General features: G+C 67.8%; 13 protein-coding genes. 8 read left to right on the top strand and 5 right to left on the bottom strand.

The annotated features are described in order from the left end of the window. Positions 1-54: 54 nt before the first annotated feature. Genes ACFUTU_RS20150 through ACFUTU_RS20135 form a run of 4 tightly spaced genes read right to left on the bottom strand, consistent with a single transcriptional unit; the run spans position 55 to position 4,266 of the window. Entirely contained in the window at positions 55-660 is a 606-nt protein-coding gene (locus tag ACFUTU_RS20150; RefSeq protein ID WP_377967543.1) for a rhomboid family intramembrane serine protease, read from the bottom strand. Between the two features lie 9 nt (positions 661-669). Beyond that, positions 670-1,908 (bottom strand): threonine ammonia-lyase, encoded by a 1,239-nt coding sequence (ilvA, locus tag ACFUTU_RS20145; RefSeq protein ID WP_377967541.1) that lies wholly within the window; start codon positions 1,906-1,908, stop codon positions 670-672. A 3-nt stretch (positions 1,909-1,911) separates the two neighbouring features. Beyond that, positions 1,912-3,261 carry an AI-2E family transporter gene (locus ACFUTU_RS20140; RefSeq protein ID WP_377967539.1) on the bottom strand — a complete coding sequence of 450 codons (1,350 nt, stop codon included), beginning with the start codon at positions 3,259-3,261 and terminating at the stop codon, positions 1,912-1,914. Positions 3,262-3,312: 51 nt separating this feature from the next. After that, positions 3,313-4,266 carry an aldose 1-epimerase family protein gene (locus ACFUTU_RS20135; RefSeq protein ID WP_377967537.1) on the bottom strand — a complete coding sequence of 318 codons (954 nt, stop codon included), beginning with the start codon at positions 4,264-4,266 and terminating at the stop codon, positions 3,313-3,315. 172 nt (positions 4,267-4,438) lie between these two features. On the opposite strand from ACFUTU_RS20135, the gene ACFUTU_RS20130 reads away from it, so the two are divergent. Genes ACFUTU_RS20130 through ACFUTU_RS20115 form a run of 4 tightly spaced genes read left to right on the top strand, consistent with a single transcriptional unit; the run spans position 4,439 to position 8,935 of the window. After that, positions 4,439-5,320, top strand: a complete 882-nt coding sequence (locus ACFUTU_RS20130; RefSeq protein ID WP_377967535.1) for a DeoR/GlpR family DNA-binding transcription regulator — start codon at positions 4,439-4,441, stop codon at positions 5,318-5,320. Further along, entirely contained in the window at positions 5,317-6,495 is a 1,179-nt protein-coding gene (gene galT / locus ACFUTU_RS20125; RefSeq protein ID WP_377967533.1) for a galactose-1-phosphate uridylyltransferase, read from the top strand. The genes ACFUTU_RS20130 and galT overlap by 4 nt, the downstream gene beginning before the upstream one ends. Then, positions 6,492-7,649 carry a galactokinase gene (gene galK, locus ACFUTU_RS20120; RefSeq protein ID WP_377967531.1) on the top strand — a complete coding sequence of 386 codons (1,158 nt, stop codon included), beginning with the start codon at positions 6,492-6,494 and terminating at the stop codon, positions 7,647-7,649. Before galT ends, galK begins: the two co-directional genes overlap by 4 nt. A gap of 47 nt (positions 7,650-7,696) precedes the next feature. Continuing rightward, the gene (locus ACFUTU_RS20115; RefSeq protein ID WP_377967529.1) at positions 7,697-8,935 is read left to right on the top strand and encodes an acetyl-CoA C-acetyltransferase; all 1,239 of its coding nucleotides are present in this window, start codon (positions 7,697-7,699) and stop codon (positions 8,933-8,935) included. Positions 8,936-9,110: 175 nt separating this feature from the next. Here ACFUTU_RS20115 and ACFUTU_RS20110 read toward each other — a convergent pair whose 3' ends face one another. Beyond that, complete coding sequence (locus tag ACFUTU_RS20110; protein ID WP_377967527.1) at positions 9,111-10,061, bottom strand: Bax inhibitor-1/YccA family protein; 951 nt, start codon at positions 10,059-10,061, stop codon at positions 9,111-9,113. A gap of 303 nt (positions 10,062-10,364) precedes the next feature. Here ACFUTU_RS20110 and ACFUTU_RS20105 point away from each other — a divergent pair, with 303 nt between their 5' ends. From ACFUTU_RS20105 to ACFUTU_RS20090, 4 genes are read left to right on the top strand one after another with little or no spacing between them, the layout of a single operon-like run. Beyond that, the gene (locus ACFUTU_RS20105) at positions 10,365-11,705 is read left to right on the top strand and encodes a branched-chain amino acid ABC transporter permease (protein WP_377967525.1); all 1,341 of its coding nucleotides are present in this window, start codon (positions 10,365-10,367) and stop codon (positions 11,703-11,705) included. Positions 11,706-11,714: 9 nt separating this feature from the next. Next, positions 11,715-12,683 carry a branched-chain amino acid ABC transporter permease gene (locus ACFUTU_RS20100; protein WP_377967523.1) on the top strand — a complete coding sequence of 323 codons (969 nt, stop codon included), beginning with the start codon at positions 11,715-11,717 and terminating at the stop codon, positions 12,681-12,683. Continuing rightward, a complete protein-coding gene (locus ACFUTU_RS20095) occupies positions 12,680-13,744 on the top strand; it encodes an ABC transporter ATP-binding protein (RefSeq protein WP_377967521.1) in 1,065 nt (354 codons plus the stop codon). Before ACFUTU_RS20100 ends, ACFUTU_RS20095 begins: the two co-directional genes overlap by 4 nt. Beyond that, the gene (locus tag ACFUTU_RS20090) at positions 13,741-14,511 is read left to right on the top strand and encodes an ABC transporter ATP-binding protein (protein WP_377967520.1); all 771 of its coding nucleotides are present in this window, start codon (positions 13,741-13,743) and stop codon (positions 14,509-14,511) included. The genes ACFUTU_RS20095 and ACFUTU_RS20090 overlap by 4 nt, the downstream gene beginning before the upstream one ends. Positions 14,512-14,558 lie beyond the last annotated feature (47 nt).

Raw genomic sequence — 14,558 nt, 5'->3', positions numbered from 1 at the left:
AGCCGGAGTCGTGCTTTATATGTTCTTAGTCCTGCCAGGGAAACGTAACAGCGCTCAGCGGCGGGAGGCCCGGGCCCGCAGTACGACGGCGGCCAGGACGCCGCCGGCGGCGCCGCCCAGGTGGGCCTGCCAGGACACGTAGCCTGCCACGTTCGGAATTATTCCGAAGAGGATGCTGCCGTAGGCCAGGAACAGCACCACCGAGAGGAGAATCTGCCACCAGCTGCGGTTGAAGAAGCCGCGGACCAGGAGGAACGCGAACAGGCCGAATACCAGCCCGGACGAGCCAACGGTGACCCCGCCGGCGCCGAACAGCCAGACCGCCAGGCCGGAGCCCAGCCAGCTGCAGGCGACCGCCGTGAGGAAGACCCGGATCCCGGACAGGAACACCAGGAACCCGAAAATGATCAGCGGCAGGGCGTTGGAGAGCACGTGGTTGAGGTTGGCGTGCAGCAGCGGAAAGGTGAACACGTCCAGGACGCCGTCCGCACTCCTGGGCCGAAGCCCGAAGACACCGTTCAGGGAGTGCAGCAGCACCGTGTTGAGCAGCTCGATGGCGAACAGGAGCACCACGAACGATCCCACCACCAGCAGTCCGCCCTTGGCCCGGGCGGCAGCCGTTTCCCTGGTGGCGGGGGCATCCCCGGGCCTCTCCAGCATGGCCGCCTCCTAATGCACCACGATCGGCTGGAACCCCTCGGCACGCAGGGCGCCGAGGACCTGTTCGCCGTGTTCGTGGCCCTTGGTTTCCAGGTTCACTGTGATGGAAACGTCGCCCATGCTGATGGAGCCGCCCACCCGGGTGTGGTCCAGGCCGGTGACGTTGGCGTCGTTTTCGGCGATGATGCGGGCGATGGTGGCCAGCGAGCCCGGGCGGTCATCGAGCATCATGCGCACGGTCATGTAGCGGCCGGCGGCGGACAGGCCGCGCTGGATCACCTTGAGCATGAGCATGGGGTCGATGTTGCCGCCGGACAGCACGACGGCGGTTGTGCCGGGGTTTTCGATCTTGCCGTCCATGAGCGCCGCCACGCCCACGGCACCGGCGGGCTCCACCACCATCTTGGCGCGTTCCAGCAGGAAGATCAGGGCGCGCGCCAGCGAATCTTCGCTGACGGTCACGACGTCGTCCACCAGTTCACGGATGATGCTGAACGGCAGCTGCCCGGGCCGGCCCACGGCTATGCCGTCGGCCATCGTGGACACTTTCTTGAGCGGCACCAGGGCGTCCGCCGCCAGCGAGGGCGGGTAGGCGGCCGCGTTTTCGGCCTGCACGCCGATGATGCGGATTTCGCGGCCGAGTTCCTTGGCACGGGCCTTGACGGCCACCGCGACGCCGGCCAGCAGGCCTCCGCCGCCCACGCCCATCAGGATGGTGTCGACGTCGGGCACCTGTTCGAGGATCTCCAGGCCCAGGGTGCCCTGGCCGGCCACGACGTCCACGTTGTCGAAGGGATGGACAAAGACGGCCCCGGTGTCGTCGGCATACCGCTGGGCCTCGGCCAGCGCCTCATCCACGTTGTGCCCGTGCAGAACCACCTCGGCGCCGTGGCTGCGCGTGGCGGCAAGCTTGGGCAGGGCCACGCCGAGCGGCATGTAGATCCGGGCCTTGATTCCCAGGCTCTTGGCGGCCACCGCCACGCCCTGCGCGTGGTTGCCTGCGGAGGCCGCCACCACGCCGCGCTGCTTCTCGGATTCGGAAAGGCGTGCCATCCGCACATAGGCGCCGCGCACCTTGAAGGAGCCGGCGCGCTGCAGGTTCTCGCACTTGAAGAAGACCTCGCCGCCCACCATGCCGCCCAGGGCACGGGATGACTCCACCGGTGTCCGCGCAATAATCCCGTCCAGCAGCTTCTGCGCCTCAAGGACATCGTCCAGCGTGACGGGAAGGCTTTCGGGGGTGTTCACGAACTATTCTCCTTTGGGTGTTTCAACGTCGGCGCCCGGCGCGGCGGTGCCGTCCGGGGTACGGTGTGCAGTGCCGGCGCGGTTGCGGTGTCCGGAATCGGAGCCCGGCAGCCCGACGTCCTTGAACGTGTTGTCCTCGTCGGCAGCGGCCAGGTCTGCGGTACCCGCGGCAGCCGGCACAAGTTCATGTTCCCACGTTCTTGCGGCAATATACCGAATCGCCGAATTTGCTACGGCCAGGATGGGGACCGAGAACAGCGCCCCGGGGATCCCGGCGAGGTAGGAACCGGCCGCAACGGACAGGATGACGGCCACCGGGTGCAGGGCAACGGCCTTGCCCATGACCAGCGGCTGCAGGATGTGGCTTTCCAGCTGCTGCACCAGGAGCACGATGCCCAGCATGATGAGGGCATTGACCGGGCCGTTGGCCACCAGCGCGAGGAGCACGGCAATGACGCCCGTGACCAGCGCACCGACCACGGGGATGAAGGAACCGATGAACACCAGCACGCCCAGCGGCAGGGCCAGCGGGACACCGATGATCGCAGCGCCGGCGCCGATGCCGACCGCATCCACGAAAGCCACGAAAAGCTGGATCCGGGCATAGCTGACCATGGAGGTCCACCCGCGCCGGCCGGCGCCGTCGGCGGGAATGCGCGCCTGCCGCGGCAGGAGCCGGACCAGGAAGGCCCAGATGCGGCTGCCTTCCAGGAGGAAGAAGATGAGGATAAACAGCGCCAGGATCAGTCCCGCCGCGAAGTGGCCGGCGGTGCTCCCGAAGGACAGGGCGCCGCTGAGGATGCTGCTGCTGTTGTTCTGCAGCGCGGCCGTGGCCTCCTGGATGTACTGGTCGATCTGGGTGGCCGTCAGGTGAAGCGGGCCCTCGGCCAGCCAGTTCTGCACCTGCTGGACGCCGGTCAGCGCCTCGCCCCACAGCTCCTGGAAGCCGAGGGCCAGCTGCCGGCCCACGAGGGCGAGGGAACCTGCAATGAGGCCGATGAAGCCCAGGACCGTGACGGCAACGGCGAGTCCTTTGGGGATGTGCGACTTCCGCAGCCACTGCACCACGGGGCTTAGCAGGCCGGCCAGCAGGGCGGCCACCATGACCGGAATGATGAGGAAACTGACCTTGGCCAGCAGCCAGACCAGCACTCCGATGACCAGCAGGATCAGGCCCAGCCGCCAGGCCCAGGCCGCTGCAATGCGCACCCCGTAGGGAATGTCCTGCTCCAGGTCGCGGTCGGTGCGGATCCGCCGCGGCTCGAGCCGCTCGAACGGGCCGCGCCCTAGCGGCCGGGCCGCGCTGGTTGTGTTGGCTGCGTCGTCTGGTGCGGCGTCCTTTGCTGGCGTCATAGCCCAATACTTCCCTAGCCGCCGGGCTATGGGAAACAGGGCTCGCCTGTCCTAGCCCAGGTCGGCGCGGATGCCCCAGGTCATGGTGAACGAGTCCCCGGGGGCCAGCCAGCGCAGGCTGTCCCCGGAGTTGAACGCATTGGCCGGACCTGTCATCGGCTCCAGTGCCACTGCTGCGGGCCGGCCCGGGTAGATGCGGCTGACAAACACGTGGACGAACGGGCAGGTCTCGTCCTGCCAGAGACTGACGCTGCGGCCGTCCGGCGCCGTCAGCGTGTGGCGGGCGGTCCCGCCGTCGAACGCCAGATCCGTCAGTGCGGCGTCGAGATCAAGGTCCCCCACGGTCTTCCCCCGCCGCAGGTCGCTGTCGCCCGCAACGGCTTCGGCTCTGCGCGGAATCAGCCGCTCATCCGCCACCAGCCGTGTTGCCGCATTCACCGTCAGGGTGAGCTCCTCCGAGGGGACATCACCGATCCGGAGATAGGGGTGTGCCCCCAGCACGAACGGTGCCTCGGCCTCGGAATCGTTGACCAGCGTCTGCCGCACCTCCAGGCCGAGGTCCTCCGCAAGGGAGTATTCCACCCGGTGCCGCACCAGGAAGGGGTAGCCGTGCTGCGGAAACACGGGCGCCTCCAGGGTCACGGCAAACTCGGACTCGGCCACCAGCGAGTATGACGCATTCCGCAGCAGTCCGTGGCTGGCGTTGTTTTTGGACACCTCGGTAATGTCCAGCTGCTGTTTCTTGCCGTTCAGGTGCCACACCCCGTCCTCCACCCGGTTGGCCCATGGCGCCAGGGTGATGCCCGTCGCGCCCGGCGGGATGTCGGAATCCCCGTAGGACTCGGTCAGCTGGACGCCGCCCCGGCTGTACCACCGCAGCCCGGCGGCCAGCTCGGTGACCACGGCGAGCGCGTCACCCCGCCTGAGCTCGTACTGCCTGCCCGTGGCGTAGCGCCGCTGGCTCTGGAGTGAATCGCTGGTGTCAGAAGTCGCGCCGGAAGTCATGGACCTACCGTACAACGCACCGGCCGCGGCGCCGGTACCCAGCCCAAACAGCAGGCATTGTGATCTTTTGTTCGAAAGTATTTGTTTTTGATCGCTTTGTGCAACAATAGGAGAGAAGCCGGAAGTGACCGGATTCACAGCCAGCCTGCGCCCCGGAGAGAGGAGGAGCCCCATGCTCGCCACGCAGCGGCAGCACCGCATCCTCCAGGAGCTCGACGCCGAAGGGACCGTCCGGGTAGCGGCACTTGCGGACCTGCTGGGCGTCTCCGAAATGACGGTCCGGCGGGACATCGACGCACTCGACGCTGACGGCCTGCTGCTGCGTGTTCACGGCGGCGCCACCCGTGCCTCCTCGTTCAGCGCGCTCGAACCCGGGTTCGGGGCCAAGGCGGCACGGGAAACAGAAGCGAAACAGGCCATCGCCGCAGAGGCGGTCACCCTGCTGCGCCGGGGTATGACCCTGCTGGTCTCGGGCGGCACCACCACCCACGAGCTGGCCCGGCTCCTCCCCCGGGATCTGCGCCTCACGGTGGCCACCAACTCCCTCATGGTGGCCAGTGCACTGGCTGCGGGCGGCGGCGAAGGCATCCGCACCGTTGTCCTCGGCGGCCAGCGCACGCCGTCCGAGGCCCTCGTGGGCCCGGTGGCGGTGCACGCCCTGAACAGCCTGCACGCCGACCTCTGCTTCATGGGCGTGCACGGCTTCGACGCGAAGGCCGGCATCACCTCCCCGAACCTCCTCGAGTCCGAGCTCAACGCCGCCATGATCGCGGCGTCGGACAGGGTGGCGGTGCTCGCCGACGCCACCAAGTACGGGACTGTGGGGCTCGCCCGGATCGCCCCGCTGTCCGCCGTCGGCACCCTCATCACCGACGACCGGATCGCCGCGGGCTCCGCCGGCCCCGACGCCGAGGGCCTGCTCCGCCAGGCCGTCGGCGAGCTGCGGATCGCTCCTCTCACCCCGGCGACCAGCGAACACTTTCCCGCCCGCCCCACCATCCTCCCGGACGGCCAAACGCCGCCGGCCACCGCGTTCAAAGGACACGACGCATGACCCACATCACCAGCACCCAGCTCGCCGACGGCCGCGAACTGCTCTATTTCGACGATGCCGGTTCCACCCGCGCGCGGTCGGTGGAGCTCATCCGGGACCGCCGGGAGCTTCCGCCCCGCGGGGAACCGGGCGAAGTCAGGTACGACGCCCTGACCGGGGAATGGGTTGCCGTGGCGGCGCACCGGCAAACGCGCACGCACCTGCCGCCCGCGGACCAGTGCCCCATCTGCCCCACCACGGATGCCAACCCGTCCGAAATCCCCGCACCGGACTACGACGTCGTGGTGTTCGAGAACCGCTTCCCCTCCCTCGGCCCGGCCCTGGGGCCGGTCCCCGCCAACCCGGGCTGGGGGACCACCGGACCGGCGTTCGGGCGCTGCGAGGTGGTCACCTTCACCCCGGAGCACACGGGATCGTTCAGCGGCCTGAGTGAAACCCGCGCCCGCACCGTTGTGGAGGCCTGGGCGCACCGGACGGCTGCCCTCAGCGCGCTGCCCGGCATCAAGCAGGTCTTCCCGTTCGAGAACCGCGGGGCGGACATCGGCGTCACCCTGCACCATCCTCACGGCCAGATCTACGCCTATCCGTATGTGACCCCCCGCGGTGCGGTTATGGGTGCCGCCGCCCGCCGGTTTTACGACGACGCCGACGGCCGGGAAACGCTGACCGGCTCGCTCCTGCGTGCCGAGCGTGAGGACGGCAGCCGGATGGTTTTGGAAAGCGACAGCTTCAGCGCCTACGTGCCGTTCGCCGCCCGGTGGCCGCTGGAGATCCACCTCGTCCCGAACCGCCAGGTTCCGGACCTGGCCGGGCTGACCGGGGCGGAGAAGGACGAGCTGGCCCATGTCTACCTCGACCTGCTCAAGCGTGTCGATGCCCTCTACCCCACCCCCACGCCCTACATCTCGGCCTGGCACCAGGCGCCTGTGGATGACGTGCTCCGCCCCGCGGGCTACCTTCATCTGCAGCTGACATCGCCGCGCCGCGCCGCGGACAAGCTGAAGTTCCTCGCCGGCTCAGAAGCTGCCATGGGCGCCTTCATCAATGACACCACGCCCGAACAGGTGGCTGAGCGGCTCCGCTCCGTCAACGTTCCGCCCTCCCCTGCCGAAGCGCTCGCCCCGGTGGCCCCCGGCCTCATCGAGCCAGATCTCATCGAAGGAGCCCACGCATGACCGCCCCCGCCACCACCGACCTCGAATCCCGGTTCCATGACGCGTTCGGCCGCATGCCCGACGGCGTGTGGCAGGCCCCCGGCAGGGTCAACCTGATCGGCGAGCACACCGACTACAACGAGGGCTTCGTGCTGCCCTTCGCGATCGACAGGACCGCCCGCGTGGCGGTGGCGGTCAGACCTGACTCCACGGTCCGGATGCTCTCCACCTACGGGGACCAGGGAATCACGACGGCGGACACCGGCGCGCTCCAGGCCGGAACGGCCAAGGGGTGGACCAAGTACCCCCTGGGCGTCATCTGGTCACTGCAGCAGCGCGGCACCGACGTCCCGGGCCTGGACCTGCTGCTGGACTCCGACGTGCCGCTCGGTGCCGGGCTGTCCTCCTCGCACGCCATTGAATGCGCCGTGATCTCCGCACTCAACGACCTCACCGGCGCCGGCATGGGCCCGGAGGACATGGTGCTCGCCACCCAGCGCGCGGAGAACGACTTCGTCGGGGCGCCGACGGGCATCATGGACCAGTCCGCGTCGCTGCGCGGTTCGAAGGGCCACGCCGTGTTCCTGGACTGCCGGGACCAGAGCGTCCAGCTGGTCCCCTTCGAGGCCGAGGCGGCCGGCCTCATCCTGCTGGTCATCGACACCAAGGTCTCCCATTCACACGCCGGCGGCGGCTACGCGTCCCGCCGCGCCTCCTGCGAGCTGGGCGCGGAGGTGCTGGGCGTCAAAGCGCTGCGCGACGTCACGCCCGGGGATCTTGAGGAGGCCAGCGGGCTGCTGGACGAGACCACGTTCCGCCGCGTCCGGCACGTGGTCACCGAGAACGACCGTGTGCTGCAGACCGTGGAACTCCTGGGGCAGCAGGGCCCGTCGGCCATCGGGGCCCTGCTCGACGCCAGCCATGCGTCCATGCGGGACGATTTCGAGATCTCCTGCCCGGAACTGGATCTCGCCGTCGAGAGCTCACGGGCAAACGGCGCCATCGGCGCCCGGATGACCGGCGGCGGATTTGGCGGCGCGGCCATCGCCCTGACCCCGGTGAGCGGGGAGCAGGAGGTGCGTGCCGCCGTCGTGCACGCTTTCGCAGAGGCGGGATACGCCGCACCGGACATCTTCACGGTCACCCCGGCAGCGGGGGCCATGCGGCTGGCCTAGCCGGCAGCTCCCCTGCGGCGGGCCGGGTCCAGGCGTAGGCTAATCGCATGCCTGAAGCAGTCATTGTTTCAACCGCCCGCAGCCCGATCGGACGAGCCTTCAAGGGTTCGCTGAAGGATGAACGGCCGGACGACCTCGCGGCGGCCATGGTCCGGGCGGCGCTGGCCAAGGTGCCGGCGTTCGACCCCACCGGGGACAGCGGTCCCGGGCTGGATGACCTCTACCTCGGCTGCGCCGAACCCAGCGGCGAGGCGGGCTCGAATATGGCCCGGGTGGTCACCATCCTCACCGGGCTGGACAACGTCCCGGCGGCCACCATCAACAGGTTCTGCGCCTCCAGCCTGCAGACCCTCCGGATGGCCTTCCACGCCATCCGGGCAGGCGAGGGCCAGGCGTTCGTGGCGGCCGGCGTCGAAGCCGTGTCCCGCTACCAGGACTGGGCCGGGGCGGGCGAAACGGGCGCCCAAAACCACAACCCGCTGTTCGAGCCGGCCCGGCAGCGCACGGCCGCACGCGCGGAATCGAACACGCCCTGGACAGATCCGCGGCTGGGCGGCCGGATGCCGGACATCTACATCGCCATGGGCCAGACCGCCGAGAACGTGGCCACGTCCTACGGCATCAGCCGCGCCGAGCAGGATGAATGGGCCGTGCTGAGCCAGAACCGTGCAGAGGCCGCGATCGCCTCCGGCTTCTATGCGCGGGAAATCACGCCGTACGAGCGGCGCGACGGCACGATGGTGGACCGCGATGACTCGCCCCGGCCCGGCGTCACCTTCGACGCCGTCAGCGCCCTGCAGCCGGTGTTCCGCCGGGAAGGCACTGTCACGGCCGGCAACGCGTGCCCGCTCAACGACGGTGCCGCCGCCCTCGTGGTCATGAGCTACGACCTTGCCCGGGACCTGGGGCTGGCGCCGCTGGCCAGGATCCTCTCCACCGCCGCGACGGCGCTGTCGCCCGAACTGATGGGGATGGGTCCGGTGGAGGCCTCCCGGCAGGCGCTCGCCCGCGCCCGCCTGGACATGCGGGACATCGACCTCGTGGAGCTGAACGAGGCGTTCGCCGTCCAGGTGGTGGCCAGCGCCCGCGAGCTGAAGATCGACCCGGCGAAACTCAACGTCCATGGCGGCGCCATCGCGCTGGGCCATCCGTTCGGCATGACCGGCGCCCGGATGACCGCCACGCTGCTCAACGGCCTGCGCGAAACGGACGGGACGATGGGCCTGGCCACCCTCTGCGTCGGCGGCGGCCAGGGCATGGCCGTGGTGCTGGAGCGGCTCACCTAGCCTTCGGCCCGGAGTTTTTGTCCAGATAATGGCTCCAAATGGCCCCCGAAGTCGCGACACGTGGACAAAAACTCCAGGGGTTAAACGCGGGAGTGTTTAAACGCGGGAGTGGGCCCCGCCTTCTGGCGGGCCCACTCCCTGGTTGAAGTACGACGGCGGTGCGCCGGCTTCCGTATTAGTCGTCGCCGCGCAGGATGGCCAGCAGGCGGATGATTTCCACGTACAGCCACACGAGCGTGACGGTCAGGCCGAAGGCGGCGGTCCAGGAGAAGCGCTCCGGCGCCCCGGCCCGGACGCCGGCCTCAATGCTGGTGAAGTCCATGATCAGGGAGAAGGCGGCGAGGCCGATCGCGAGCAGGCCGATGAAGACACCCAGCGGGATGCCGGCGATCTCGAAGCTCGTGCGCAGGCCGAACGGCGAATCCACGGCACCGGTCCACATCATGACCATGTTGATCAGCGCGAAAACCGCGTAGCCGATGGTGGCGATCATGAAGAAGCGCATCGCCTTCGGGGTGGCGCGGACCTTGCCGCTCTTGAAGAGCACCAGGGTCACGGCGAAGACGGAGAGCGTGCCGATGACCGCCTGCAGGCCGACGCCCGGGTACATCCCGTCCAGGACGCGGGTCAGGCCGCCGAGGAAGAAGCCTTCGAGGGCGGCGTACGCCAGGATCAGGGCCGGCGAGGGCTGCTTCTTGAACGTGTTGACGAGGGCCAGGACGAAGCCGCCCAGCGCACCCACGATCATGAGCATGCTCGCCAGCGAAAGGCTCACCGTGAGGGTGACAGCGGCACCGAGCACGACGGCGGCGAGGCAGATGGCGGTCTTGACGATGACGTCGTCGAAGGTCATCCGCCCGGTCTCGGCGGGGCCGGCGGCGGGCCGGTTGTACATCTGCTGCAGCTGGTCATTGGTCATGTTCTGCTGCTGCGACATCCAGCCGGACTGGGCGTCCATGACCGAGCCGGGCGTGCGGCCCTGGCCGTAGCCGGGCTGCCCATAGCCCTGCTGGCCGAACTGGTTCTGGCCGTAGTGGTTCTGGCCGTACGCCTGCGGGACAGGCGGTGCCTGGGTGGCTCCACGGAAATTCTTTCCGTTGAAGATCGGGTTTCCGCCAAGTGCCATTGCGGGTGTCCTCCATGTATGGGGTTGAGTGATGGATCTACTGGTCACGCTACCAAGTTCCACGGCCCAGGGGCAGGGAAAGTTCCGGCTGGTCGGCGAGCTGTCGAGTTGTTACCGGATCGCTATCTGATGGCCAGCTCCGCCCACGCGGTTTGTACTGCTTGCGCTGTACGATAAGCGGGTCAGGGTGACGGATATCACAGCTAATCAAGACCTGCTCCACCAGCACCTATATCCGCCGCCCTCCGTTCGCAGCGGCTGCAACGAGGCAGCCGCAACCACCCCCACGTGGAGGTTTTCAATTTGAGACGCACACCGAGAGGGCTGCCTATCCGGCGGCCGGCCGGGCTGCTGAGGCTATGGGGGGCCATTGCGTCCGCCATCGTGGCCCTTCTGCTGGTCGCAGCACCGGCATCGCAGGCAGGCACTCCAGCTCCGACACCACCCCCGTCGAACCAGCAGTTCCAGGACACCATCAGCGGCTTCCTCCGCGACGACTCACGGCGCCCCATCGAAGGCGTCAAAATCACGGCCAGGAGCGGGTCCTTCACGGGAGAGGCAACATCGGGCGCCAACGGATCCTGGCGCATTGGTGTTCCGCAGCAGGGCACCTATGAGATCCAGCTGGACGAATCGACGCTGCCGGAGGGGATCAAGCTCGCCGAGGGCCAGGCCAACCCCCGCACCGTCACCTTCAGCCAGACTTCCAACCTCTCGGTCATTTTCGCCTTCGGCAAGGGCATTGTGGTGCAGCAGCAGGACTTCGGGCAGAACCTGCTCAACAGGCTCGTGGCCGGGCTCAGCTTCGGGCTCCTGCTGGCGCTTGCCTCCGTGGGCCTGTCCCTGATCTTCGGAACCACCGGCCTCACCAACTTCGCGCACGGCGAGATGGTGACCCTCGGCGCGGTGCTGGTCTTCGGCTTCAGCGCCATGAACCTGCCCTTCTGGCTGGCCATCATCCTGGCCATGCTCGGCGGCGGGCTCTTCGGCTACGCCCAGGATGCCGGTCTCTGGCGGCCGCTGCGCCGGCGCGGCACCGGCCTGGTGCCCATGATGATCGTCAGCATCGGCCTGGCCCTGGCCGTCCGCTACATCATCCAGTTCTACTTCGGCGGGGCCACCCAGCAGCTGCCGTTCGCACAGAGCGCGGAAATCCAGCTCGGCCCGGTGTCCATCTCCCCCAACAACCTGTGGTCCCTGGTCATCAGCGCCGTCGTGATTGCCCTCATCGGCATCGTGCTGCTGAAGACCCGGCTCGGCAAGGCCACCAGGGCCGTAGCGGACAACCCCGCACTGGCGGCCGCCTCCGGGATTGACGTCGACGGCGTGATCCGCCTGGTCTGGATCGTCGGCGGTGTGCTGGCGTCCCTGGGCGGCATCCTCTGGGCCTACTACCGCCCGGGTGTCACCTTCGACATGGGCTCGCAGATCCTGCTGCTCATTTTCGCCGGTGTGACCCTCGGCGGTCTCGGTACCGTTTTCGGCGCCCTCGTCGGATCAGTCATCGTGGGCATCTTCGTCGAACTGACCACCGTGTTCGGCCTGGCGGCCGACCTCAAGTACGTGGGAGCACTCTTCATCATGATCGTTGTCCTCTTGTTCCGGCCGCAGGGCATCCTGGGCCGTCGCGAGCGCGTGGGTTAGGAGACAGCCATGGACTTCGGATTTATCCTTGCCAGCGCGGCCGGCGAACTTTTCAGCCCCACGACGGCAGCCTACGCACTTGCCGCCCTCGGCCTCGCCGTCCACTTCGGCTACTCGGGCCTGCTGAACTTCGGCCAGGCCGGGTTCATGGCCGTCGGGGCGTACGGTTTCGCCATCTCGACGCTCACCTTCCGGGTGCCCTTCTTCATCGGCCTCCTGATCGCCGTCGTCTGCTCGGTGCTCTTTGCGCTGGTGCTCGGCATTCCCACCCTCCGCCTCCGGGCGGACTACCTGGCCATCGTCACCATCGCAGCGGCGGAGATCGTCCGCTACGTCGTCACCACCAACCAGCTCACCTCCGTGACAGGTTCCGCCAACGGGCTCGCCGCCTTCGAGGGCGGGTTCTATTCGATGAACCCGTTCCCGGAGGGCTCCTACTTCGGCATGAACAACCGGGACTTCTTCATCCGGGTGGTGGGCTGGGGACTGGTGGCCGTGGGCTGCGTCCTCGTCTGGCTCCTGATGCGCAGCCCCTGGGGCCGGGTGCTGAAGGGCATCCGCGAGGACGAGAACGCGGTGCGTTCACTGGGCAAGAACGTCTACGCCCACAAGATGCAGGCGCTCGTAATCGGCGGCACCTTCGGCGCGCTGGCCGGAATGATCTTCACGCTCCCCCGCGGTGCCGTGCAGCCGGCGAACTACGGCACCGAGCTGACGTTCTTCCTGTGGACGTGCCTGCTGCTGGGCGGCATGGCCACGGTCCTGGGACCGGTGATCGGCGCCATGATCTTCTGGGTGGTCCTGTCCCTCACGCAGGGCGTCCTGTACGGTCTCATCGAATCCGGCGCGGTGACCTGGCTGACCACGGTCCAGGCCGGGCAGCTGCGCTACATCCTGGTGGGCATCGCCCTGATGCTGCTGATGATCTTCAGGCCGCAGGGTGTTTTTGGCAACAAGAAGGAGCTGGCGTTCGCATGAGCAAGCACCACGAGGAAGCAATGGAAGAGGGCGTCGACTACATGACGGACTCCCGGCCAATCGCCGTCGGGGAGAACGCCCCCGGCTGCAAGAAGCGGGACCCGATCGTCGTCGCCGAAAACGTCACCCGCAGCTTCGGCGGCATCAACGCCGTCGACGTCGATTACCTGGAAATTCCGCGGCACAAGATCACCGCCCTGATCGGACCCAACGGAGCCGGCAAGACCACCCTGTTCAACCTGCTCACCGGCTTTGATACGCCGAACTCGGGCAAGTGGCAGTTCGAGGGCCAAAGTATTGCCGGGGTGTCCTCCTACAAGGTGGCGCGGATGGGCATGGTGCGCACGTTCCAGCTCACCAAGGTCATGGGCAAGCTGACCGTCATGGAGAACATGCGGCTCGGCGCGTCCAACCAGCCCGGCGAGAGGCTGTCCAAGGCCCTGTTCAAGAACATCTGGGGCGGCCGCGAGAAGGAAATCACCGAGCACGCCAACGTCCTGCTGGAGAAGTTCAAGCTGGACACCAAGAAGGACGACTACGCGGCCTCGCTCTCCGGCGGGCAGCGCAAGCTGCTGGAAATGGCCCGTTCCCTGATGGTCCGGCCCAAACTGGTGATGCTGGACGAACCGATGGCAGGGGTCAACCCGGCGCTGACGCAGTCGCTGCTGGACCACATCAAGAACCTGAAGTCCGAGGGCATGACCGTGCTCTTCGTGGAACACGACATGCACATGGTCCGGCACATCGCGGACTGGGTGGTGGTCATGGCCGAAGGCAAGATCGTGGCCGAGGGACCTCCTGGCGAGGTCATGAAGGACCCCGCCGTCATCGACGCCTACCTGGGCGCCCACCACGACGTCGACCTTGGCGACACCGAAGGCATCCGGGAATTGGAGCAGGAACTCGCCGCGGATGAGGAATCCATCGTCGGCACAGAGAACGCCGGCATGATCGCGGTGGACGCCACGGTACCCACCATCACCGAAGCCGGGCCCGACGCCGGACGCGCGGATACTGGCGCACGCCCCGCCGCCGCACCGGCAGAAAAGGACAAGGAATGAGTGCCACGAGCGCGGCCCCGGCCGCAAGCAGCGCAGCCGAGGACGGCGTCGTCGTCAAAGTCACCGACCTGGTGGCCGGATACCTCCCCGGGGTCAACATCCTCAACGGGTGCAGCATCGAGGCCCGGAAGGGCGAACTGATCGGCATCATCGGCCCCAACGGGGCAGGCAAGTCCACACTGCTGAAGGCCATGTTCGGCCTGGTCAAGGTGCACTCGGGGTCAGTGGTGGTCCGGGGCCGTGACCTCACGGGACTCAAGGCCAACAAGCTGGTGACGCAGGGCGTCGGGTTCGTGCCGCAGACCAACAACGTCTTCGCCACACTGACCATCGAGGAAAATATGCAGATGGGCATGTTCCAGCGGCCCAAGGACTTCGCCCGGCGCTTCGAGTTCGTCACCAGCCTGTTCCCGGAACTCGGAAAACGCCGGGCCCAGCGTGCCGGCTCCCTGTCCGGCGGCGAACGCCAGATGGTGGCGATGGGGCGGGCACTGATGATGGAGCCGGCGGTGCTGCTGCTGGACGAACCGTCGGCAGGCCTCTCCCCCGTCAAGCAGGACGAGACCTTCCTGCGGGTGCACGAGATCAACCGTGCCGGCGTCTCCGTCATCATGGTGGAACAGAACGCCCGCCGCTGCCTGCAGATCTGCGACCGCGGCTACGTCCTGGACCAGGGCAGGGATGCCTACACGGGCACGGGCCGCGAACTCATGAAGGACCCCAAAGTCATCCAGCTGTACCTCGGCACACTGGCGGACGAGAACTAGGCCCGCCCCAGCACACACAGGGAAGCCCCCGTCCAATGGACGGGGGC

Origin of the sequence: Arthrobacter sp. NPDC057388, assembly GCF_042668165.1 — a bacterium.
Classification (GTDB): domain Bacteria; phylum Actinomycetota; class Actinomycetes; order Actinomycetales; family Micrococcaceae; genus Arthrobacter.
This window is presented reverse-complemented; position numbering and strand designations above follow the sequence as displayed.

Coding starts and splice junctions, on each gene's coding strand:
- galK (WP_377967531.1), top strand. CDS start 6,492: ATGACCGCCCCCGCCACCACCGACCTCGAATCCCGGTTCCATGACGCG.
- ACFUTU_RS20100 (WP_377967523.1), top strand. CDS start 11,715: ATGGACTTCGGATTTATCCTTGCCAGCGCGGCCGGCGAACTTTTCAGC.
- ACFUTU_RS20095 (WP_377967521.1), top strand. CDS start 12,680: ATGAGCAAGCACCACGAGGAAGCAATGGAAGAGGGCGTCGACTACATG.
- ACFUTU_RS20130 (WP_377967535.1), top strand. CDS start 4,439: ATGCTCGCCACGCAGCGGCAGCACCGCATCCTCCAGGAGCTCGACGCC.
- galT (WP_377967533.1), top strand. CDS start 5,317: ATGACCCACATCACCAGCACCCAGCTCGCCGACGGCCGCGAACTGCTC.
- ACFUTU_RS20135 (WP_377967537.1), bottom strand. CDS start 4,266: ATGACTTCCGGCGCGACTTCTGACACCAGCGATTCACTCCAGAGCCAG.
- ACFUTU_RS20150 (WP_377967543.1), bottom strand. CDS start 660: ATGCTGGAGAGGCCCGGGGATGCCCCCGCCACCAGGGAAACGGCTGCC.
- ACFUTU_RS20090 (WP_377967520.1), top strand. CDS start 13,741: ATGAGTGCCACGAGCGCGGCCCCGGCCGCAAGCAGCGCAGCCGAGGAC.
- ACFUTU_RS20115 (WP_377967529.1), top strand. CDS start 7,697: ATGCCTGAAGCAGTCATTGTTTCAACCGCCCGCAGCCCGATCGGACGA.
- ACFUTU_RS20140 (WP_377967539.1), bottom strand. CDS start 3,261: ATGACGCCAGCAAAGGACGCCGCACCAGACGACGCAGCCAACACAACC.
- ACFUTU_RS20110 (WP_377967527.1), bottom strand. CDS start 10,061: ATGGCACTTGGCGGAAACCCGATCTTCAACGGAAAGAATTTCCGTGGA.